The sequence below is a fragment of the Pseudomonadales bacterium genome (genome assembly GCA_024234165.1).
Classification (GTDB): domain Bacteria; phylum Pseudomonadota; class Gammaproteobacteria; order Pseudomonadales; family UBA5518; genus UBA5518.
Genome location: JACKOP010000001.1, coordinates 697,849 through 718,060, shown reverse-complemented (window position 1 = coordinate 718,060; position 20,212 = coordinate 697,849). Strand labels below are relative to the sequence as shown.

The following is a 20,212-nucleotide window of genomic DNA, read 5'->3' as shown; positions in this document are numbered from 1 at the left end:
GGCGCAGGTCGGCATTCATGCCGACGGGGATGTCGGGTTGAAACCCGACCCACGGTCCGGGGCGGACGGCCTGGCATTGGGCGTAGGTCGGCATTCATGCCGACATGTATTGATCGACACGATGGGAAACGACGACAAGGAGCAACGGTCAGATGAGCAACAACGGCAGTCCCGCGATCACGACGCACGCGAGCACGGCGGGTGAACAACAGCAGATCAAGCTGAACACCACGAACCTGAAGAGCAGTTACTGCAACATGTGCAACGCGAACACCACGCGCGAGGAAGTGGTGCTGAACTTCGGGGTCAACCAGAACTGGGATCGTGGGCAGGGCGGACTCGAGGTCTCGCTCGAGCATCGCATCATCCTCAGCCCGTTTGCGGCCAAGCGCCTGGCGCAGATGCTGAACAAGCTGGTCAGCGAGTACGAGACCCACTACGGCAAGCTCGAGTGAAACCGGGGCGCTGAGGCGGTGGCAGGACGATGGGAACGGTGATGCCGCAGGAGTTCACGACCGCACGCGGCACGCGTGGCGGCGTGGATCTGCTGTGGCAGCGCCTGGCCGAAGCGGGGGACGCGGCGACGTACTGCCGTGCCTGGCTCGGCCTGCTGTGCGCCGAGATCGAGGGTGCGGATACGGCGCTGCTGTTGCTGCGCGACGACAACGGATCCTTCGTTCCGGCAGCGGTATGGCCCGATGCACAGGCCGATGTGTCGTACCTGGGTCCGGTGGCGCAGCGGGCGCTCGCCGCTCGCCAGGCAGTCAGCGAAGCCGCAGGAGAATCGGCGCGTCGGCTGCATGCGGCGTATCCGCTCGAGGAGGCGGGCGAGTTGCTCGGTGCGGTGGTGCTCGATCTCGGCGCACGCAGCGACGCCGAGTTGCGTCCGATCTGGCGTCGCCTGCACTGGGGCGCAGGCCGGATCGAATCGCTGCTGTTGCGCCGTGCACTGGAAACGCGTCACGCCACGGAGAGCCGGCAACGGCTCGCGCTGGAAATGGCGGTCAACGTGGCAGAGGAGCCGCAGTTCGAACGCGCGCTGATGCAGCTCGCGAACGAGGTCGTGGCGCGGCTCGGCTGCGAGCGTGTCGCCGTGGGAATCGAGCGCTGGGGGCGAATTCGTCTGCGCGCGTTGTCGCACGCGGCGTGGTTCGATCGCAAGTCTGCGTTCGCGGTGGCGCTCGAGAACGCGATGGAGGAAGCCTGCGACCAGATGCGCACCGTGGTGCATCCGCCGTTGCCGGGGACGGTGGGCGTGGTCGCGGTGGCGCACCGCGACCTTGCTGGCGACGGGGCAGCCTGCACGGTGGTGCTGACGCTGCGGGGACGCGTGCTGGGCGCGCTGTGCTGCCTGGCGCCACGCCCGTTCGACGCGGCCTTCGTCGCGACAGCCGAAGCGGTTGCGGCGCTGGTGGTGCCGAACCTGCTGCTGCGCCACGAACTGCATCGATGGCTTGCCGGGCGCGCTCGCGAGGCGCTGCGTGCGTTCTGGCGCGGCTGCCGTGATCCGCGTCGCCTGAGCTTTCGCGTCGGTACTGGCGCGGTGCTGGTGCTGTTGCTGTGGCTGGGGTTCGCGACCGGGGAGTACCGGGTTGCCGGAGAGGCGCTGATCGAGGGTGAACAGCAGCGTGCGATCGTTGCACCGTTCGACGGTTTCATTGCCGGTGCGCAGGTGCGCGCCGGCGAGCGCGTTGCCACTGGCGACGTGCTGGCCAGCCTCGACGAGCGCGATCTGCGTCTGGATCATGACAAGTGGCAGGCGCAATACGAGCAGGCGAACCGCAAGTACCGCGATGCACTGGCGCGCCACGAGCGGGCGAATGCACGCATCCTCGCGGCCGAGCTGGCCGAGGCACGCGCGCAGGTCGAACTCGTCGAGGACAAGCTCGCGCGTGCACACATCGTCGCTCCGTTCGACGGTGTGGTGGTCAGCGGTGACCTCAGCCAGATGCTCGGCACCCCGATCGAGAAGGGCAAGGTGCTGTTCGAGGTCGCGCCTCTGGACGCCTTCCGTGTGGTCCTGAAGGTGCCGGAGAGCGATATCCGCGCGGTGCAGGGCGGTCAGAGCGGGCTGATGGTGCTCGCCGGCCTGTCGCAGCAGAAGATACCGTTCACGGTGCGCAACATCGGCATCGCCACCGCCGAGGACGGCAAGAACGTGTTCCGCGTCGAAGCGGATACGGTCGATTCGCACCCCGGGCTGCGTCCCGGCATGGAGGGGGTGGGCAAGATCGAGGTCGGCAAGCGGCGTCTGCTGTGGATCTGGACGCACCGCTTCTTCGATTGGCTGGACCTGAAGCTCTGGCAGTGGTTGCCCTGAGCCATGAGCACGCGCTTCCTCAGCGACGACTGGTACCGGGTCGCAGGACTGCGGCCCCGGCTGTTGGCGCAGGTGAGCATCACGCGCCAGCGCTTTCGCGGCAAGGCCTGGTACGTGCTGCTCGACCAGGCGTCGGGGCGTTCGCATCGCTTCACGCCGGCAACCTACGCGCTGATCGACGGCATGGACGGCACGCGCACGGTCGATGAACTGTGGAACACGCTGGCCGACACGCTCGGTGACCACGCGCCGACGCAGGACGAGGTGATCCAGCTCCTGTACCAGTTGCACGCGGCGGACGTGCTGCAGATCGACGCGCTGCCCGAGCTCGGCGAGGCGATCGAGCGACGCCGGCGCCAGCTGCGAGCGAAGTGGCTGCAGGCCATCGGCAACCCGATGGCGCTGCGCTTTCCGCTGTGGGACCCGCAACGGTTCATCGACCGCAGTTGGCGGTACGTACGCTGGGCCTTCGGTCCGGTCGGACTGCTGCTGTGGCTGGCGGTGGTCGGCAGTGCGCTGCTGCAGCTGCCGCAGCACTGGGGTGAGCTGAGCAGCAACGTGGCCGATCGCGTGCTCGCGCTGGAGAACCTGGTGTGGTTGTGGCTGAGCTATCCGGTCGTGAAGTTCTGTCACGAGATGGGGCATGCGTGGGCGATTCGCCGTGGCGACGGCGAGGTGCACGAGATGGGCCTGATGTTCCTGGTGTTCGCGCCGGTGCCGTACGTGGATGCGAGTGCGTCGAACGCGTTTCGCGACAAGTGGGCGCGCATCGGGGTCGCGGCCGCAGGCATCCTGGTCGAGCTGTTCCTGGCCGCACTGGCGCTGTTCGTGTGGATCGTGGTCGAACCCGGTGCGATACGTGCCATTGCCTTCAACGTGATGCTGATCGGCGGCGTGTCGACGATCGTGTTCAACGCGAACCCGCTGCTGCGCTTCGATGGCTACTACATGCTTGCGGACTTTCTGGAGATTCCGAATCTCGCGCAGCGTTCGAACCGGTATCTCGGGTACCTGGTCAAGCGCCATGTGTTCGGTGCCGAGCAGGCGCAGTCACCGGGATATCAGCGCGGCGAGCGCGTATGGATGCTGCTCTACGCGCCGGTCGCATGGTGCTATCGCCTGTTCGTGATGTTCGGGATCGCGCTGTTCGTCGCCGGCAAGTATTTCTTCGTGGGCGTGATCCTTGCGCTGTGGACGGTAGGCATGATGCTGCTGTGGCCGGCGGCGAAGGGAGTCGCGTTCGTGTTGCGCGACGCCGAACTCGATCGTCATCGCCGTCGTGCCCTGGCCGTGACCCTGGCTTCATGCGCCGTTGTGGTGCTGTTCACGCTGTTCGTGCCGCTGCCGTACTGGACCAGCGCCGAGGGTGTGGTGTGGGTGCCGCCGAATGCGGAAGTGCGTGCCGGCAGCGGTGGTTTCGTTGCACGCCTGCGGGCTGGTCCCGGCGATGCGGTCGCAACCGGGGATACGCTGCTCGCGCTCGAGGATGCGGATCTGGCAGCCGAACTGGCAGTGCGGCGAGCCCGGGTGGAACAACTGGGCGTGCGTTACGCACAGCAGCGCTTCGATGACCGGCTGCAGTCCGAACTCACGCGCCAGGAGCTCGAGGCCGAACGCGCGGCGCTCGCGCATAGCGAACGGCGCGTGGCCGATCTGGTCGCCCGCGCCGGGCGTGATGGGTTCTGGGTGCTGCCTGATGCGCGCGATGTGCCGGGTCGGTATTTCGCCCAGGGCGCGCTGCTCGGTTATGTGGTTGCAGGCGCACTCGATTCGGTGCGCGTCGTGGTGCGCCAGGAAGACGCCGACCAGGTGCGCCAGGATACGCAGCGCGTGCGCGTACGACTGGTCGATCGCCCGCACGAGCGCTTCGAGGCAAGCGTGACGCGCGAGGTTCCCGGTGGCGCACAGGAACTGCCGGCGAAGTCGATGACGATCGACGGCGGTGGACTGTTCGCGACCGATCCGCGTGATCCTTCCGGGCTCAAGACGCTGGCCCGTACATTTCAGTTCGATCTGAAGCTTGCGAGCGCGCACGAGGATCTGCGCTTCGGTACGCGTGCCCACGTGCGCTTCGAACACCGACCGGCGACGCTCGCCACGCAGCTCTACCGCCGTGTGCGCCAGGTGCTGCTGAGCAGGCTGGGGGTCTGAGCATGCGCCAGTTGCTGCGTGAGTGGTCGGTGGCGGAGTACGCGGTCGGTCTCTACCCGGAGCGTGCCGACCGGCATCCCCACGTGCTCGATCGCGTGCTGGCGTACTGGGCCGGCTGGCTGGCGTTGTGGGCCTCGGCGCTGTTGCGCTGGCGACTGCGCCGTTTCGCAGCGCGAGTGCTGGCGTGCGCAACGGAACTCGGGGCACTCGACGAGGAGGCGCTGCGTACGCGCGCGCGGCAGCTCTCGGCACGCCTGGTGCGCGAGGGCATGGCCGAAGCCGCCGTGGTCGAGGCATTCGCGCTGGTGCGCGAGGTCAGCGGGCGGCTGCTCGGCATGCACCATTTCCCGGTGCAGTTGATGGGCGGTTACGCGCTGCTGCGCGGCCACGTTGCCGAGATGGCAACCGGGGAGGGCAAGAGCCTGACCGGCGTGCTGCCGGCGGTCACGGTCGCGCTGGCCGGAGTCCCGGTGCACGTGATCACGGTCAACGAGTACCTGGCGCGTCGCGATGCGCAGGAAATGACGCCGGTGTTTGCATTCTTCGGCCTGTCGGTGGGCTGGATCGAGCCGGATCAGGACCCGTCGGTACGACGCGAGATGTACGCACGCGACGTGAGCTACTGTGTCAACAAGGACCTGGTGTTCGACTACCTGAAGGACGGACTCGCCGCAGGCAGTGCCGACAACGTGCGCCAGCTCGCGTTGCGCCGTTTCCTCGACGGCCGTGCTGCGGCCGACCGCTTGCTGCTGCGCGGCCTCTGTTATGCGATCGTCGACGAGGCCGACAGCATCTTCGTCGACGAAGCGCGCACGCCGCTGATCATCTCGGCCGAGCAGCAGGGGGAAGCGGACGCTGTGGACTACCCGTTCGCGCTTGCGGTGGCGCGCGAACTGCCGGACGATGCCTATCGCATCCACGCTGCCGAGCGCAGCGCACGCCTGACCGGTGCAGGACGCGCGGCCGTCGATCGCGCCGTGGCCGGGCGCGGCGGGAGCTGGCGTTTCCGCCGTGCACGCGAACAGGTGGTCGAACAGGCGCTGGTCGCGCTGCACCTGTATCAGCGTGACGTGCAGTACATCGTGACGGAAGACGCCGTGCAGATCGTCGACGAATCGACCGGGCGCACGATGCCGGACCGCACCTGGGAACACGGGCTGCATCAGTTGATCGAGGCGAAGGAGGGCCTGGCGCCGAGTCGCCGCCGCGAGACGATCGCGCGCGTGACCTATCAGCGTTTCTTTTGCCGTTACCTCTGGCTTGCCGGAATGACCGGTACCGGTGCCGAGATTGCGCCCGAAGTGCGAGCGGTCTACGGGGTCGGCACGATTCGCATCCCGACCAATCGGCGCCTGCAGCGTCGCCATGGCGGGGATCGTGTGTTCCTGCAGGCGTCAGTGCGCTGGCATGCCGTGGTCGAAAGCGTGCGCGCACGGCGTGCCGAAGGACGTGCGGTGCTGGTCGGCACGCGCTCGGTCGAGGCATCGGAGCATCTGGCGGCGCTGCTCGCGGTCGAAGGCATCGACTGTGCGCTGCTGAACGCACGTCACGACGCAGAGGAAGCTGCGATCGTCACCGCTGCCGGCCAACCCGGTCGTGTGACGGTTGCGACCAACATGGCCGGCCGCGGCACCGACATCAAGCTGCACCCGCAGGTGCGGGCCGCCGGGGGGCTGCACGTGATACTGACCGAGTTCCACGAGTCGCGGCGCATCGACCGGCAGTTGTTCGGGCGTGCCGGTCGCCAGGGCGATCCCGGCAGTTGCGAAGGGCTGGTGGCGCTCGATGACGAGATCTTCAGCGCGCACGCGCCGGCACTCGCCGGCGCACTGGCGCGCTGGGCGGGGAGCAGCGGAGAACTCCCGCGCGCGGCGGGAAGACTGCTGCGCCGGGTGGCACAGGACAGCGCCGAGCGACGCAATGCGCGGGTGCGCAAGCGTACGCTGCAGGGCGAGAAGCACAAGGACCGCTCGCTGGCATTCTCGGGAGCAGGCGAATGAAGTGGTTGAGCGGATGCGTCCTCATGCTGGCATTGGCATCTGCAGGAGCGCTGGCCGCCGGGTCGGAGGAGTTCGATTGCGTGACGGAACCGAGCCGCACGGTCGAGGTGCGTGCGGCAGTCGAAGGGTTGATCACCGCGATCCACGCCGATCGCGGTGATCGCGTGCGCAGCGGCCAGGTGCTGGTCGAGCTCGATGCCGGCCGCGAGAAATCGAGTGCCGAGCTGGCTCGCTTTCGCGCCACCATGCAGGGCACGATCCGCTCCGCAGCGAGTCGCCTCGAGTACGCCAAGGTGAAGGCGCAACGCAACCAGCAGTTGCACGAGGAGCGATTCGTGTCGGCGCAGGAGCGCGACGAGGCCGCCACCGAGCAGCGTCTCGCCGAGGCCGAACTGCTCGAGACGCGCGATAACCAGCGCGTTGCCGAACTCGAGTACCGGCGGGCCGGGGAGGAGTTGCGGCTGCGCACCGTGCTGTCCCCGATCGACGGCGTCGTGGTGCGGCGTACGCTGAATCCGGGTGAGCTTGCCGACAATCGCGACATGGAGCGGCCGATCCTCGAGATCGCGAACGTCGACGTGCTGCACGTGGAGGCGCTGCTGCCGCTGGAAGCGTTCCGGCGGGTGCGGGTGGGGCAGCGCGCGACGGTGGTGCCGGAAGATCCGATCGGGGGGCGTTACGAGGCAGAGGTCAGTGTCGTCGATGCGGTGATCGATACCGCGAGTGGAACATTCGGCGTACGCCTGACGCTGCCGAATCCACGCGACGGCATACCGGCGGGGGTCAAGTGCCGCGTATCGTTCGTCGACGGCGAGGCGGCGGCGAAGGCGCCTGCGATCGCGGCGGGAGATGGAAAAGGGAGCTGAACGGATACGGTTGGGTGCAACCGCCGTCGGCAGGAAGAGACAGACACCAGAGGGATCGAACCATGAAGAACAGGATCCGGATTGCACTGATTGCCGCCATCGTCGCCCAGGCGTGCGCGGCCGACGACATCCTGTCGGCGTACCAGGAGGCGCTCGAGAACGACACCGAATATGGCGCAGCGCGCGCCCAGTTCGCGGCGGTCGAGCAGCGGGTGCCGCAGAGCTTTGCGGCGCTGCTGCCGTCGATCGCGCTGACCGCGAACTCGGCGTCGAACAACTCCGACAGCAGAACGTACGGCCGCCAGAGTTACAACAGCAACGCGTGGGCGGTGCGGCTTACGCAACCGTTGCTGCGCTGGGACAGCAAGATCGAGTACGACCAGACGAAGATGCTGGTCGAGCAGGCGCGGGCCGAACTCGAGATTGCGCGCCAGGATCTGGTGGTGCGGCTTGCGCAGGCGTATTTCGACGTGCTGTACGCGCAGGACGCACTGGTCTCGATCGAGAGCGAGCGTGCGGCGATCTCCGAGCAGCTTGCTGCGGCGAACCGGCGCTTCGAGCTCGGTACGGCGTCGATCACCGACGTGCGTGATGCGAAGGCGCGCTTCGACATCGTGTCGGCGCAGCAGATCGCGGCGCGCAACGACCTGGCGGCGAAGGGGGAGGCGCTGCGCGCGATCACGAACCGCTATCCGGGGACGCTGGCAGCGCTGGCGGATGGGGTGCACCTGCAGGAGCCCGCGCCGAACGATATCGAGGCGTGGGTGAATTCGGCGGTCACCGACGGGCTGGCGGTGGTTGCGGGGCAGGCTGCGGTCGGAATCGCGCGCATGGAGACGAAGAAGGCGCGTGCGGGCCATCTGCCGAAGATCGACCTGACCGCGAGCTACGGCGAGACGAACTCGGGCACGATCACGACGCTGAATACCGATCTGGACGAGCACAGCGTTGGCGTGCAGTTCTCGCTGCCGCTGTATTCGGGAGGAGCCACGGTGGCGCGCCAGCGCGAGACGGCGAAGCTGCTCGACAAGGCGATGGCGGAACTCGACGGGGCGCGGCGCACGAGTGCGCTGCACGCGCGCCAGGCGTTCCTGAATGGAAGTGCGGGGCTCGCGCAGGTGCTGGCGCTGGAGGAGGCGCTGAAGTCGGCCGAGACGGCGCTGGCGGCGAACCAGCGCGGGCTCGAGCTCGGCGTGCGCGCGAACATCGACGTGTTGAACGCACGCCAGCAGCTCGCGGAGACACAGCGCGATCTGGCGCGGGCGCGCTACGAGACGCTGCTGTCCTTGTTGCGCCTGAAGGCGGCAGCGGGGCGGCTCGGCGAGGCCGACGTGCAGGAGATCAATGCGCTGCTTGCTGCGCGCTGAACCGCCGGGCTCATTCGAACTGCTGACCGATCCGCAGGTACAGCGCGCGCTGGCCGCGTTCGCCGACACCGGCACCGAGGAACACCGGGCCGAGCGGGGAGTCGACGCCGAGGAACAGGCTGCCGGCGACGATCAGGTCATCGAGCGTGGCGTCGCGGCGTCGCAACCACACGTTGCCCGCCTCGATGCTGGCACCTGCGTATACCGGCAGGTCGGTCGGCAGCAGTGATTGCTGGTTCAGGCGACGGTAATAGACCAGGCTGCCGAGGCCCGCATAGTTGCCGGCCAGCGAGTCACGCGTATAGCCGGACAGCGCCTGGAAGCCGCCCAGCGTGAACACCTGTGACGGCAGCGTGATGCGGTCCGGGAAGGCCGGATCGAGATCGAAATCCAGCTCCGACCAGCGCAGGTTGACGGCGAGCACATGCGACCCGAAGGAGCGCACCAGTTGTGCGCGTGTGCTCCATGCTTCGTAACCGGTGCTTGCTCCCCATGATTCGCGACCGTCGTCGAAACGGCTGAGGAAACGCAGGCCGTGTGTGGGGAAGTAGGTGCGGTCCAGCGAATCGTAGTGCAGCTCCGCGAACCAGCCTCCGTCATCGTCGTCGTGCGTCCCCGCGATGCGGCGGCCGATCTCGGTCGTGGCGTTGGCGGTGCCCGCGTAGGCGCCCACGCGTAACGCTGCCAGGTTGCCGAGGTTGAGGCCGGGAGCGATCTCCACGCGATGCTGGTCGATTTCCACGCGCGCCAGTACCGATCCGTGCTCCACGACGTTGATCTGGCGCTGCTGGTACTCGTAGCGTGTATCGACGAACAGTCGCCGACGGGTATCGAGAGGCTGGTGGAATTCGCTCATGAAGCGTGACCGCCCGCCGAGCTGGGCCAGCGTGAACCACTCGGCACCAAGGCGGTTTATTCCCTTCTGGCGCCAGCCTGCACGCAGTGCGAAGTCGCTGCTGCCGCGGCTGTCCTGGTCCCAGCCCAGACCGAGCCGCAGGTAGCTGATGCCGGCGGGGTGCGCCGTGGCGTGCAGGGTCAGCACCTGCTGCCCGTCTTCGGAGCTGACGTCGTAGTCGACGCGCGAGAATTCGTCCAGACCGTAGATCTCGGCGATATCACGTTCGATGCGTATGCGGTTCAGCTTCGCTCCGAGCGGCTGCGTGACCATGTTGCGCAACAGCTCGTGCGATACCGACGCGTCCGATTCGATGCGAATCGCGTCGATGTGCGGGCGCTGCAGCCGCGGGCGTTTGGCAACGGCAGGCGCACGCGGCGGGCCAGCCAGCGCCGCGAGCTCGGGCTGCATGCGCGCCGCGGCCTCGTAGCCGAGAGCGATGGCCTCGGCGGCCTTCTCGAAGCTCATCGTCGTCACGCCGGCAGGGTCGAGCAGCGGAGTGATCAGCACGTCGTCGCTGCCGAGGCGTGCGAGCTGGCGCTGCGAATTGCCGCGCGTCATGATCGTCGTGAGCTGGTCCATCAGTGTCAGCACGTTGTCGAGACGCGCGCGCTCGTAGAGCGGGGTGCCCACATCGATCACGATCAGCCGATCGACACCCATCGCCTGTGCCACATCGACCGGGATGCTGTTGGCGATGCCGCCGTCGACCAGCAGTCGTCCGTCGAGCTCGACCGGCGAGAACATGCCGGGAATCGACATGCTGGCACGCATCGCCGTGGCGAGATCGCCGCGCCCGATCACCACGGCTTCACCGGTTTCTATATCGGTGGCGACCGCACGAAACGGGATCGGCAGAGCGTCGAAGTCGCGCACGCGGGCGACGTGCCCGATGATGTCGTGCAACACCATGTTCAGGTGCTGACCCTCGATCGCGCCCATCGGCAGGCGCAGGCGCCCGTCCTTGTAGCGCAGCTTCCCGCGTACCAGGAAGTCGAGATCCTCCTGCTTGCGTCGCAGCGACAACTGGTCGCGCGGAGTGGTGTCGTCGAAGGCGTATTTCCAGTCCAGCGTGGTCGCGACTTCCTCCATCCCGGTGGCGTCGAGTCCCGAGGCGTACATCGCGCCGACGATCGCGCCCATGCTGGTGCCGGCGATCGCGTCCACCTGGATGCCGTGCTCCTCGAGAAAGCGGATCACGCCGATGTGCGCCAGGCCGCGCGCGCCGCCGCCGGCAAGCACCAGGCCCACGCGCGGGCGTGGTGGCTGCGCTCGATCGTCGGCAACCGGCCCGGCAAGGGCGGTCGCGGCTGCCAGCCAGCAGTCGAGCAGCAACGCAACGATCAGCCCGGCCACCACACGCATTGCAAGGTTCCTCCTGCAGGCCTCATTCCATGCGCCCATTGTCGGCACGTACCGGTGCCGTGGTCCACGAAAAAGGCACGGCATTTGGTGTGGCTGCAGTGCCTGCGTATACTGCCGCCCCCACGAATCGTCCCAGGTTGCCGCCGTCACGATCCACCGCCTGAGAAGCGGTGTCGACTGCTGCTTGCCGGCTGATCACGGATCCGTCCGCAGGATCCATGCCGGCGTCATCGATGGAGTTTCGATCATGCTGGAGTCGTGCACCCGCGCTGCGGCACTCGCCGTCGCCGCGCTCTGCACCGTGTTTGCCGTGGCTGGTACCGCCGCCACGGCGGGCGGGCTGGAGGAGATCGTCGTCACTGCACCGATGCACAGGGGCGAGGCGGAGACCGCGCATCCGGTCAACGTCCTTGCCGGCGAGGCGCTGCGGCGCAGCGTCGCGGCCACGCTCGGTGAGACGCTGAAACAGCAGCTCGGTGTGTCGTATGCCTCGTTCGGTCCCGGCGTTGGCCACCCGGTGATCAGGGGCCAGGGCGCACCGCGCGTGCTGGTGCTGCAGAACAGTCTGCCGGTGGGTGACGCGGCCAATACCAGCGCAGATCACGCCGATGCGACCGAGGCGGTGCTTGCCGAGCGCATCGAGGTGCTGCGGGGCCCGGCGACATTGCTCTACGGCAGCGGCGCGATCGGTGGTGTGGTCAACGTGATCGACCGGCGCGTTCCCTCGCGCGTACCAGCCGTTGCCGAGGGCCTGCTCGAGTACCGTCGTGCATCCAATGTGGGGGCGCGTGTGCTCGTCGGGCGGCTCGATGCCGGTGCCGGCAGCGCGGCGCTGCACTTCGACGGGTTCCGGCGTGACAGCGGAGAACTGCGGGTGCCACACGGCGCGGACGGCGACGGTGGAGCCAGGGGGCGCATCGGCAACAGTGATGCCGACGCAGGCGGTGCCACCGCCGGGCTGTCGTGGGTGTCCGGGCGCGGCTTCCTCGGCCTGGCGGTGAACCGCCTGGAGTCAGACTACGGGATTCCGCTCGGTGCGCACGCCCACGAGCACGACGACCACGACGACGCGGCGCACGAGCCGCAATCCCAACAGGGCACGGAAGCCGTACGGATCGACCTCGAACAGACGCGCTACGAGCTGCACGGTGAACTCGAGGATCCGCTGCCCGGTGTGGAACTGGTGCGTGCCCATCTCGCGTGGTCCGATTACGCTCACGACGAGATCGAGAGCGGTGTGGTCGGTACACGCTTCGGCAAGCGTGCACGCGATGGGCGCTTCGAAGCGGTGCATCGCCTGAACGAGCGCCTGCACGGCTCAGCCGGTGTGCAGTTCGGTCACAGTGACTTCGTGGCCGTGGGGGAAGAGGCCTTCGTGCCCGACGTCGATTCACGTTCCTGGGGGGTGTTCGTCGTCGAGGATCTGCACCTGGGCGACGTGGTGTGGGAGTTCGGCCTGCGCCTGGGCCGCGACCAACACGAGCCGCGCCACATGGCGGGACGATCGTTCACGACCCGCAGTGCTTCGCTGTCGGCGCTGTGGGCGCCGGAGTTGCGCCACACGCTGAAGTTGGGACTGAGCAGCGCCGGGCGTGCACCCACCTTCGAGGAGCTGTTCTCCGATGGCGCGCACGTCGCGACCGCAAGCCATGAGGTCGGCGACGCTGCACTCGGCGAGGAGCGCTCGGTGAACCTGGATCTCGGCTGGCACTTTCACGGTGAGCGCCTGGATGTGGGGATCGAGCTGTTCCGCAACCGCTACGCGGATTTCATCTACCAGCGTGACACCGGGCTCGTATTCGATCGCGCCAGCGGACTGACGCAGCCCGGGTGTGCGGCGGATGAGGTCGACGCATGCCTGCCGGTACGACAGTGGAGCGCTGGCGCCGCGCGTTTCCACGGTGTCGAGGTCGAGTTGAGCTATCGGCTCTCCGAGGCGCTGCGCGTCGGTGTCGCCGGTGATCGCGTGCGTGGCAGGCTGGACGGTGGCGCAGACGTGCCGCGCATTCCTGCCGCGCGCATTGCGGCGACACTCGACTGGGCAGACTCGCGTCTGGACGCCGGTGTGCGTCTGACATGGGTATTGCGCCAGCCGCATACCGGTGATGGCGGGCCTGCGGTCGACGGTCATCTGCTGCTCGCGGCGTACGCGGAATGCCGGCTCGGCGCCGGCGACGACGGGTGGGCCGTGTTCCTGCGTGCCGAGAACCTGCTCGATCGCGAGGCGCGCAACGCAGCCTCGCTGCTGCGCGATATTGCGCCGGAAGCGGGGCGCAGCGTCGAGGTGGGAGTCCGGCTGCGTTTCTGAGATCGGTCGCGATGCAATCCTTGCCGGATGGTAACCGGACGGGCGGCCTTGCGGGTGCCCGTACGGCTGGTGCGCGTGCTAAGTTGCCATCGCTGCCACTTCATCGCGTTTCCTGCCGGAGGGCCATCGATGTCCACTCCCGTTGCCGCACCGGGTTTCGGTCGTCGCCGTTTCCTGCAGTTGTCGGCACTTGCCGCTGGCGTGGCGGTGACGGGTTCGCTGCCGCTGTTCCATCTGCGCGCGAATGCCGCCCGCCGCGAGGGCGGACGCACGGCGCGTGCGCTCGGCAACTGGGAAGACCTCTACCGCGAGCGCTGGAGCTGGGACCGTATCGTCAAGGGTTCGCACGGCTGGGCCAATTGCCGCAGCGCCTGTGCCTGGGACATCTACGTCAAGAACGGCGTCGTGGTACGTGAGGAGCAGAGCGCGGTCTATGCACAGTCCGAACCCGGTGTTCCCGATTTCAATCCGCGTGGCTGCCAGAAGGGTGCCTGCTACAGCGAGCTGATGTATGGCCCGAGCCGGCTCACCGTGCCGCTGAAGCGTGTCGGTGCGCGCGGTTCGGGACAGTGGGAGAAGATCTCGTGGGAGCAGGCGATCGACGAGATCGCCACACGCTGCGTCGATGCGGCGAGCCGTCATGGCGCCGACTGCATGATCCAGGACCTCGGCCCCAACTTCGACCAGGGCGCGAGCACGCTCGGGCGCTTCAAGTTCCTGATGCAGGCGGGCGGCACCTTTGCCGACATGTGGGCGGAGATCGGCGACCTCAACCTCGGACTGGCGCTCACGGCAGGCTTCGCGCACGCCGGCGGGTCCTCCGACGAATGGTTTCTGTCCGATTATCTGGTCGTGTGGATGCAGAACCCGGCAGTGACGCAGATGCCGGATGCGCATTTCCTCTACGAGGCGCGTTACAAGGGCGCCGAGCTGGTGGTGATCGACCCGCACTACACGGCCACCGCGGTGCATGCCGATCAGTGGTTGCCGCTCGAGACCGGCAGCGACGCCGCGCTTGCACTGTTCACCGCGCGCCACATCGTCGACAGCGGCAGGGTCGACTGGGGCTATGTGAAGGAGCAGACCGATCTGCCGTTGCTGGTACGCATGGATACCGGCGAGTTCCTGCGCGAGGCGGACGTGGTCGTGGGCGGTGACCGGCGGCTGATGTACTTCCTCGACACGCGCACGCGCCGGATCGTGCTGGCGCCCGGAGTCGAGGGTCACGACAACGGATGGCTGCGTCTGGACGGTATCGATCCGGCGCTGGAAGGCAGCATCGCGGTGCGTCTGCACGACGGCAGCGAGGTGCACGTGGCGCCGGTGATGGCGCTGCTGCGCGAGCAGCTCGAGACGTGGACGCTCGAGCGCACCGCCGCAGTGACGACATTGCACCCGGAGATGATCCTGCGCTTCGCGGACGGCTTTGCGCGCGCCGAGCGCCCGCTGGTGCTGTCGAGCTGGGGATCGAACCGCTTCGTGCATTCGGATCTGATGAACCGCGCGAAGCTGCTCTGCCTCGCGCTGAAGGGCGCGATCGGCAAGCGTGGCGCCGGCATCCACGCAACTGGCTTCTTCGATCTGGCGGGTTTCGGTTCGCAACTGCAGATGGAGCACTCCGGCCTGCGCGGCAAGCTGGCGATGATGGCCGGCGTGCTCGAGCCGGGCGATCTGTACCGGATCGCAGTCGATGTGGTGATGCAGCGCAAGTCGCCACACCTGATCCCGTTCGAGATGGCGCGTGCGAACGAGTCGAAGTTCGTCTGCAGCACCACCACCGCCTCGCTGATGTACGACTACCAGGGCGTTGCCGACGAACTCGAGACCGAGGCACGGCGCTACGACGGGCGTTCGCTTGCCGACTACCATCGCGAGGCACGCGCCAGCGGCTGGGAGACGCTGAGTGCGCGCCAGGCCGGGCCGAAGGTGATGTTCACCGGCGGCGCGAACCTGTTGCGGCGCAGCAATCGTGGCGATCGCATGCTGGAGCAGTTCTGGCCGAATCTCGACCTTGCGGTGTGTATCGACGTCAAGTGGTGCTTCACCGCGATGCATTCCGATTACGTGCTGCCGGCAGCCGGCTGGTACGAGAAGGTCGGGATCAAGTACACCGTCACCTACGCACCGTATCTGCACTACTGCGATGCGGCGGTGCCCCCGCTGGGCGAGAGCAAGGACGAGTGGGAGATCTTCTGGCTGCTCAGCAGGCGAATCGAGGAGATCTGCCGCGAGCGTGATCTGCCGGCCTTCACCACCTGTGGTTCGCGTCGGGTCGACTGGAAGACGCTGCACCAGCGCTACACGAGTCATGGTGCGTTCGGTGCCAAGGATGCGCCGAAAGTCACCCAGGCCGTGCTCGACGGCAGTCCGAGCGCCGGTGGGGTGCAACTCGCGGAACTCGAGCGCGACGGCATTCGCAAGTTTGCGAATACCGGTGACAACGTGCTGCCGGCTGCGACCTTCAACCCCGACTGGAAGGGAGAGGGCGTATTGAGCACGCTGACGCTGTTCACCGAGCACAAGTCGCGCTGGCCGACGTATACCGGTCGGCTGCAGTTCTACATCGACCACCCGTGGTTCGTCGCGGCGGGCGAGGCGCTGCCGGTGCACAAGCCGAGCCCGAAGGCGGGAGGCGACCATCCGTTCCAGATGGTGTCGTGCCATGCGCGCTGGTCGATCCACTCGCAGTGGCGCGACAACCCGATGCTGCTGCGCCTGCAGCGCGGCGAGCCGTGCATGCTGCTGAACCCGCGCGACTGCGCCGAGCTTGGTATCGCCGACGGCGAATTTGCCGAGCTGTACAACGATTGCGGTCGCATCCACATGCGCATCAAGCAGAGCACGATGGTGCGCCCGCGCGTCGCGTATTACTTCCATGCGTGGGAGCCGCAGCAGTTCCCGGATCACCGCAGCTTCAAGTGGATCATTCCCGGAATCCAGAATCCGCTGCACATGGCGGGTGGTGACGGCCAGCTCCGCTTCTCGATCAATCACCTGCAGCTTGGCACCTTCGTGCAGGACACCCGGGTCACGATCCGTGCGCTGGGTCCGGCGCAGCGCGCGCTGCTCGGACGGCCGGCCTGATGCGCTCGGGAGCCACATGATGATGCAGACTTTCGCCGAGGATCCGCAGGCGCTCGCGATGCTCGCCTGGGCGCGGCTGTGGAGTCCATTGGCCGACACCGCGACCCGCGCGACAGTGTGGAGTGCGCTCGGTCTGCCCGGTGGTTTCGACGAGATCGCCGTCGAGTACTGGAGCGCATTTCATGGGCCGGCACCGACGGTGTCACTGCTGCTGCACGCGGCACTCGGGCGTGATGGCGCAGCGGTGCGCGAGGACTGGCTGCGCGTGATGGACCATCTGGAGCTCGAATGGGAAGCCGCGCAACTGCCGCCAGATCAGCTCGGCGTGGCTTGCGAGGTATTCGCGTGTGCCGTCGAGGCGCAGGAGCCGGTGCTGCAGCGCGAGCTCCTCGTGCGTTATCTGTTGCCGTGGTGCGAGCGGGCGCTTGCGCGCCTTGAATCTGGCTCGGGGCTCGCGGCACTGGTTGCAGCGTTTCGCGACGATCTGAGCCGCCCCGCGGCGTGCTGAGCGGCGCGAGGTGTCCTACGACGAGGCTGCCGTCGTCGCTTCGTTGCGTGCCGCGCCGATCATGCGCATCAGCGCGAGACGCAACTCGGGCGTCTGCAACTGCTGCGGCAGCCGTGCGAGTGCCGGCAGGCGCAGGTAGCCCTGCAGGTGGTGCAGTTCGGGCGATTCGTCGCCGAGCAGGTCGATCTGCTCGGCGTGCTCGATGCGCTGCTGTGCGATCGCCTCGCCGATGCGTGCGCAGGCGTACGAGAGGCCGGCACGAACCGCGTGTTCCGGAGCAAGTTGCGTGACAGGCGAGACGAGCACGCGTCCGGTTGCCGCGACCGCATCGATGATCGCGCCAGGGAGGCCCCATGCGCGCATCATGATCGTGCCGAGCAGGACCGCACTGGCGCCGATTGTTTCCTGCTCGAAATGCAGGCGTTGCAGCAGCGTGAGGTTGCGTACTTCCCTGGCGCGCTCGCCGAGCAGCGCCGGTGCAGCGAGATCACCGAGGAACGAAAGTACGGTCTGCGTGCACAGCGCGCCGGTATCGCCAAGGCCAAGCTTCCCTGCCAGCAGCGAACAGAGTTCCGAGGCAAACAGCCCCGAATCCCAGATGCTGTCGTAGTACTGGCGCAGTTGCGGATCGTCTGCAGTGAACGACTCCTCGAGCAGGAAGCTGAGAGCCATGCTGCGCACCGCGTTCATGCCAAGGTACGTGATCGCGTGCGGCACGCTGGTGATGGGCATCTGCAGGCCGTAGAGCGGCGAGTTGGCGCGTCCCAGCACCTTGGCAGCGAGCCGGGGTTCGCTCATCACGAGCTCTGCCAGTTCGCGCGAGGCGTCGTTCGCCATGATGTCTGCGCTCATGAAGCGCTGCACCCCGCGCGGCGGCATCACGATCTGGCGCAGGCGTTCACCGATCTGTGCGGCACGATCCGGCAGGATCTCGTGTTCCTCGGCCAGCCAGAACACGCCGAGGGCGGGCGGCAATGGCGCTTGTTCGGCAACTTCGGTGGCTGGTGCCTCGGCTGGCACAGGCACAATATCGGCGCCAGTGTCGACGGCGACGGCGCGGCGCTGGCGGACTGGCACCGGGGCTGGCACGGGTTTCGGTGTGCGTCGGCGCACGAGAACAAGTCCCGCCAACAGTATTGCGACAGTGCCCAGTACGCCCAGCAGGATCCAGTTCATGCGACTCCCTTCGCGTCTTCTTGTGCGCGAAACGCCTCAAGTCTAGCCGAGCGTGCCGGTAGCACAAGGCGGATCGCGCCGGTTGGGCCCGGCGACTCAGGGAGCGCGTTCGCCGAAGGTGTCGCAGTTCGCAATATCACCGGATTCGAAGCCGCGACGGAACCAGTGCATGCGCTGCTCCGAGCTGCCGTGCGTGAAGCTGTCGGGGACGACGTGTCCCTGGGCCTGGCGCTGCAGGCGGTCGTCACCGATGGCGCTGGCAGCGGTGAGCGCCTGCTCGAGGTCACCCGGGTCGAGGATTCCGCGTACACGGTCCGCGTGGTATCCCCAGACTCCTGCCAGGCAGTCGGCCTGCAGCTCCTGGCGCACCGACAGCGCGTTCACGGTTGCCTTTGGCTTGCCTTGTCCCGCCCGTTGCACTTTTTCGGAGACGCCGAGCAGCGTTTGCACGTGGTGCCCGGCTTCGTGCGCGATCACGTAGGCCTGCGCAAAGTCGCCGGGGGCGCCGAAGCGTTGTGCGAGTTCGTCGAAGAACGCGAGGTCGAGGTAGATCTTGTGGTCTGCCGGGCAGTAGAACGGTCCCATCGCGGATTGCGCAAAACCGCACGCCGAGCGCACGCCGGCACGAAACAGCACCAGATGCGGCTCCTGGTAGCTGCGTCCGAGTGCGGAAAACTGCGCGGTCCAGGTGTCTTCGATATCGCCCAGCACCGCCGCGACGAAGTCGGTGCGCTCCTGCTCCTCGGTCGAGACGGCGCGTCGCTGGGCGGATGTCGCGCTGGATTGAGCGCCACCCTGCAGCAGCGACAACACATCGATACCGAGCAGATGTGCGCCGACCAGCGTGAGCGCGGCGATGCCGAGCAGCAGGCGTCCGCCGCGCGTGCGCAGCAGCAGTGGCAGCACACGCAGCAGCAGGGGTGCCGCGCCGGCACCCATCTGCATCGGCTGTGCCTCGTCGCGGCGATCTTCGACGTTGCTCGATCGACGTCCCTGTTGCCAGCGCATGCGCTACCTCTGCACGTTCGTTGCGTTCCGGACAGGTGCGGATATTGACGCTGTTCCATGCGCGTGTGAAGGTAGCGACGATCGCTTGTGGCCAGCCGTCGGCGATGGAATCCGGCATGGGAGGCGCGAATGCAATACGACTGTGACAGCCTGTCCGTGGCGCTCACCCGGGCCGGTGGGCTCGCGCGTGATTTCGACGCGCTGTGGGAGCGCATCTGGCAGCAGGACCACGTGCCGCCGCGTTCGCTCGACCTGTGTCGCATGCGGCTCGCAACCCTGCACGGAGCCGTGGCAGAGGCGAGCCGCATGCGGGGCTTCGAGACCGATCCGCGACGCTGTGCAGCAGTGCGTGACGGCAGCTACGCGCACAGCCCCCTGTTCGACGCATCCGAGCGTGCCGTGCTCGCATTCGCTGAAGTTTACGCACAGGACGCCGCGGCGATCGACGACGAGCTGGCCGATGCCGTGAAGCACCACCATGGCGAGGCGGGTCTGGTCTGTCTGGTCGAGTCGCTCGGTTTCATCGATGCGCGGATACGCCTCGCGATGCTGTTCTCTGCGCTGGGTTCAGAGGTCACTGCGGAGGAATCGCCATGAGTGGGACAGGTCCACGCGTCGGAACGCCGGCACACACCACGGGACACGTGATCCGCGACAGCAGCCTGGGTCTGGCGACACGATTGATCGACGCGCTGGTCCGGCTGAACGATTCGGTATGGCGGCGCAACGCGGTGCGTCCGGCGCTGATCGAAATGCTGCGACTGCGCAATGCGCGCACCGTGAACTGCGTGTTCTGCAAGGCGGTGCGTTACGACGTCGCACGGGCGGACGGACTCGGCGAGGATACCGTGGCGCTGATCGACGATGGCTTTGCGGCGAGCACGCTGGGCGAGGTCGAGAAGACCGTGCTGGGTTTTGCGGACGCGTATCTGCGCGATCCGGCCGTGCTGGCGCCGGAGCTGCAGCAGCGTCTGCGTGTGCACTTCACGCCCGAGCAGATCTGTCACATGGCGATAACGCTGGCGACGTTCAATGCCAGTTCGCGCTGTGCGGTCAGTCTGGGCGGAATGCCCGATGCGCTGCCGACGATGGAGGTTTCGCTGCCACCGGCTTCGTGAAGAGAGGCGTGCGAGCCTGCAGGCAGGCATTTGCGGTGCACGCGCT

Annotated in this window: 14 protein-coding genes; 11 read left to right on the top strand and 3 right to left on the bottom strand. The window is 67.3% G+C overall.

Annotated features, from left to right (window positions below; genetic code table 11):
• The first annotated feature begins 152 nt into the window (after positions 1–152).
• From H7A12_03065 to H7A12_03040, 6 genes are all read left to right on the top strand, one after another.
• Positions 153–455 (top strand): DUF3467 domain-containing protein, encoded by a 303-nt coding sequence (locus tag H7A12_03065; GenBank protein MCP5319801.1) that lies wholly within the window; start codon positions 153–155, stop codon positions 453–455.
• Between the two features lie 29 nt (positions 456–484).
• A complete protein-coding gene (locus H7A12_03060; protein MCP5319800.1) occupies positions 485–2,320 on the top strand; it encodes an HlyD family efflux transporter periplasmic adaptor subunit in 1,836 nt (611 codons plus the stop codon).
• A 3-nt stretch (positions 2,321–2,323) separates the two neighbouring features.
• Positions 2,324–4,471 carry a hypothetical protein gene (locus H7A12_03055; protein ID MCP5319799.1) on the top strand — a complete coding sequence of 716 codons (2,148 nt, stop codon included), beginning with the start codon at positions 2,324–2,326 and terminating at the stop codon, positions 4,469–4,471.
• Between the two features lie 2 nt (positions 4,472–4,473).
• Entirely contained in the window at positions 4,474–6,471 is a 1,998-nt protein-coding gene (locus tag H7A12_03050) for a hypothetical protein (GenBank protein MCP5319798.1), read from the top strand.
• Between the two features lie 23 nt (positions 6,472–6,494).
• Positions 6,495–7,337 (top strand): efflux RND transporter periplasmic adaptor subunit, encoded by an 843-nt coding sequence (locus H7A12_03045; protein MCP5319797.1) that lies wholly within the window; start codon positions 6,495–6,497, stop codon positions 7,335–7,337.
• 62 nt (positions 7,338–7,399) lie between these two features.
• A complete protein-coding gene (locus H7A12_03040) occupies positions 7,400–8,704 on the top strand; it encodes a TolC family outer membrane protein (protein MCP5319796.1) in 1,305 nt (434 codons plus the stop codon).
• A 10-nt stretch (positions 8,705–8,714) separates the two neighbouring features.
• On the opposite strand, the gene H7A12_03035 is transcribed toward H7A12_03040, so the two are convergent.
• The gene (locus tag H7A12_03035; GenBank protein MCP5319795.1) at positions 8,715–10,964 is read right to left on the bottom strand and encodes a patatin-like phospholipase family protein; all 2,250 of its coding nucleotides are present in this window, start codon (positions 10,962–10,964) and stop codon (positions 8,715–8,717) included.
• A 247-nt stretch (positions 10,965–11,211) separates the two neighbouring features.
• Between H7A12_03035 and H7A12_03030 the strand changes: the two genes are divergently transcribed.
• The 3 genes from H7A12_03030 (at position 11,212) to H7A12_03020 (ending at position 16,864) form a co-directional block, all read left to right on the top strand.
• Positions 11,212–13,272 carry a TonB-dependent receptor gene (locus tag H7A12_03030; GenBank protein ID MCP5319794.1) on the top strand — a complete coding sequence of 687 codons (2,061 nt, stop codon included), beginning with the start codon at positions 11,212–11,214 and terminating at the stop codon, positions 13,270–13,272.
• 129 nt (positions 13,273–13,401) lie between these two features.
• A complete protein-coding gene (locus tag H7A12_03025) occupies positions 13,402–16,356 on the top strand; it encodes a molybdopterin-dependent oxidoreductase (GenBank protein ID MCP5319793.1) in 2,955 nt (984 codons plus the stop codon).
• 19 nt (positions 16,357–16,375) lie between these two features.
• Positions 16,376–16,864 carry a hypothetical protein gene (locus H7A12_03020; protein MCP5319792.1) on the top strand — a complete coding sequence of 163 codons (489 nt, stop codon included), beginning with the start codon at positions 16,376–16,378 and terminating at the stop codon, positions 16,862–16,864.
• Positions 16,865–16,879: 15 nt separating this feature from the next.
• Here the strand turns inward: H7A12_03020 and H7A12_03015 are convergent, their stop codons facing one another.
• Positions 16,880–18,040, bottom strand: a complete 1,161-nt coding sequence (locus H7A12_03015; protein MCP5319791.1) for an HDOD domain-containing protein — start codon at positions 18,038–18,040, stop codon at positions 16,880–16,882.
• Between the two features lie 96 nt (positions 18,041–18,136).
• Positions 18,137–19,048 (bottom strand): zinc metallopeptidase, encoded by a 912-nt coding sequence (locus tag H7A12_03010; protein ID MCP5319790.1) that lies wholly within the window; start codon positions 19,046–19,048, stop codon positions 18,137–18,139.
• 129 nt (positions 19,049–19,177) lie between these two features.
• Here H7A12_03010 and H7A12_03005 point away from each other — a divergent pair, with 129 nt between their 5' ends.
• Positions 19,178–19,645 carry a hypothetical protein gene (locus tag H7A12_03005; protein ID MCP5319789.1) on the top strand — a complete coding sequence of 156 codons (468 nt, stop codon included), beginning with the start codon at positions 19,178–19,180 and terminating at the stop codon, positions 19,643–19,645.
• The gene (locus H7A12_03000) at positions 19,642–20,166 is read left to right on the top strand and encodes a carboxymuconolactone decarboxylase family protein (protein ID MCP5319788.1); all 525 of its coding nucleotides are present in this window, start codon (positions 19,642–19,644) and stop codon (positions 20,164–20,166) included. Before H7A12_03005 ends, H7A12_03000 begins: the two co-directional genes overlap by 4 nt.
• The last annotated feature ends 46 nt before the right edge of the window (positions 20,167–20,212 follow it).

Excerpts from the sequence above, each read along its gene's own strand:
- H7A12_03045 (MCP5319797.1), top strand. The coding sequence starts at position 6,495 with ATGCTGGCATTGGCATCTGCAGGAGCGCTGGCCGCCGGGTCGGAGGAG.
- H7A12_03055 (MCP5319799.1), top strand. The coding sequence starts at position 2,324 with ATGAGCACGCGCTTCCTCAGCGACGACTGGTACCGGGTCGCAGGACTG.
- H7A12_03030 (MCP5319794.1), top strand. The coding sequence starts at position 11,212 with ATGCTGGAGTCGTGCACCCGCGCTGCGGCACTCGCCGTCGCCGCGCTC.
- H7A12_03060 (MCP5319800.1), top strand. The coding sequence starts at position 485 with ATGGGAACGGTGATGCCGCAGGAGTTCACGACCGCACGCGGCACGCGT.
- H7A12_03015 (MCP5319791.1), bottom strand. The coding sequence starts at position 18,040 with ATGAACTGGATCCTGCTGGGCGTACTGGGCACTGTCGCAATACTGTTG.
- H7A12_03065 (MCP5319801.1), top strand. The coding sequence starts at position 153 with ATGAGCAACAACGGCAGTCCCGCGATCACGACGCACGCGAGCACGGCG.
- H7A12_03010 (MCP5319790.1), bottom strand. The coding sequence starts at position 19,048 with ATGCGCTGGCAACAGGGACGTCGATCGAGCAACGTCGAAGATCGCCGC.
- H7A12_03050 (MCP5319798.1), top strand. The coding sequence starts at position 4,474 with ATGCGCCAGTTGCTGCGTGAGTGGTCGGTGGCGGAGTACGCGGTCGGT.
- H7A12_03040 (MCP5319796.1), top strand. The coding sequence starts at position 7,400 with ATGAAGAACAGGATCCGGATTGCACTGATTGCCGCCATCGTCGCCCAG.
- H7A12_03025 (MCP5319793.1), top strand. The coding sequence starts at position 13,402 with ATGTCCACTCCCGTTGCCGCACCGGGTTTCGGTCGTCGCCGTTTCCTG.
- H7A12_03000 (MCP5319788.1), top strand. The coding sequence starts at position 19,642 with ATGAGTGGGACAGGTCCACGCGTCGGAACGCCGGCACACACCACGGGA.
- H7A12_03035 (MCP5319795.1), bottom strand. The coding sequence starts at position 10,964 with ATGCGTGTGGTGGCCGGGCTGATCGTTGCGTTGCTGCTCGACTGCTGG.
- H7A12_03005 (MCP5319789.1), top strand. The coding sequence starts at position 19,178 with ATGCAATACGACTGTGACAGCCTGTCCGTGGCGCTCACCCGGGCCGGT.
- H7A12_03020 (MCP5319792.1), top strand. The coding sequence starts at position 16,376 with ATGATGCAGACTTTCGCCGAGGATCCGCAGGCGCTCGCGATGCTCGCC.